The sequence below is a fragment of the Spongorhabdus nitratireducens genome (assembly GCA_947387575.1).
GTDB lineage: Bacteria > Pseudomonadota > Gammaproteobacteria > Pseudomonadales > Endozoicomonadaceae > CANDOC01.
In genome coordinates this window covers 1-1,367 of the sequence record CANDOC010000020.1, presented here as the reverse complement: position 1 = coordinate 1,367, position 1,367 = coordinate 1, and the positions used below count along the sequence as shown (strand labels likewise).

1 protein-coding gene is annotated in these 1,367 nt (G+C 54.1%); it reads right to left on the bottom strand.

The annotated features are described in order from the left end of the window. Nucleotides 1-1,367 (bottom strand): Ig-like domain-containing protein (locus tag ACYZZ0_RS22270; protein WP_461538871.1); only part of this gene is annotated, 1,367 nt, incomplete at both ends.

The window sequence follows — 1,367 nt, the reverse complement described above, 5'->3', positions numbered from 1 at the left end:
CTGACGGTATAGCTGAATCGATCGGTCAGGGTCTGACCCTGGGCCAGTGCCTGTACCGCCGGATGATTATTATTGAGGGTGTAACTGTAGCTGCCATCCTGATTCAGGGTGAGCTTGCCATACTGACCGCTATGATTGCCGGTATCGGCATCAACAATGGTCAGTGGGTCACTGTCCGGCGCGGTATCCGCATCATTATCAATCACATTTCCGCTGGTGCGCTGACCGGTTTGCGCGCCACCATCTTCGGTGACCTGCCCGGCATCATCAGCGGCCTGTGGGTCAAGATTGACCACCTTCCAGTTAAAGGTTTGCTGAACTGTCAGCCCCTGTTTATCAGTGGCAGTAATGGTGACGCTGTAGCTGCCATCGGTTCCACCTTGTGACGCGGAAGGATCCAGGGTACCAGTAATCAGGCCCTGGTCATTAATGCTCAGTCCCGGCGGCAGGTTAGCTGCACTAAAGGTCAGCTGGTCACCCTGATCGTAGTCACTGAAGCCGGTGCTGATATCGACTGCCACACCGCTTTGGCCATCAGTGCTGCTTTGATTACCCAGTGTCGTTTCGACAATCGGGGCATCGTTGGTGCCGCGGATAGTAATGGTCAGGGTTGCGGTATCAAAACCGCCATTGCCGTCAGAGACTTTATAGGTAAACGTCTCGGTCAGGGTTTCAGTCGGACCGGACAGCTTTTGCACATCGGCATTACTGTTATCCAGCTGATAGCTGTAGCTGCCATCACTATTCAGAGTCAACTGGCCATAGCTGCCAGTGGTTGCACCGCCAACCGTGCCGATATTGCTGTTGCCAGCACCGACTTCTACTACGGTCAGTGGGTCAGAGTCAGGGGCTGCATCCTTATCTGAATTGGTGATGACATTGCCATCGATGCTGGCACTATTTTCGATAATCTCGGCGGTGTCATTGCCAGCTTCAGGTGCTGGATTATTAACCGTCCAGCTAAAGGTCTGATCGACATGCCCGCCCTGACCATCACTGGCTCGGACCGTAATGCTGTACTGGCCGCTATTGACCTGTGAGGCGTTGCGATCAATGGTGCCGGTAATGGTGCCCTCGGCATTCAGGGTCAGGCCCTGTGGCAGGGCATCAGAGCCATCAGCCAGCGAGTAGGTCAGCTTGTCTGAAGTATCCACATCACTGAAGCGGTCACTCAGATCGATATTGACGGTGTCGCCATCATTGTGGGTCTGGTTATCCAGATCACCGGCTGTCGGCGCATCATTGACACCATTAACAGTAATCACCAGTTTAGCGGTTGAAGTAGCTCCGTGCTCATCAGTGACGGTGTACTCAATCTCTGTCGTGCGCTGTTCACCCTGTTGCAGATCCTGGAAGTCATTGCCCGG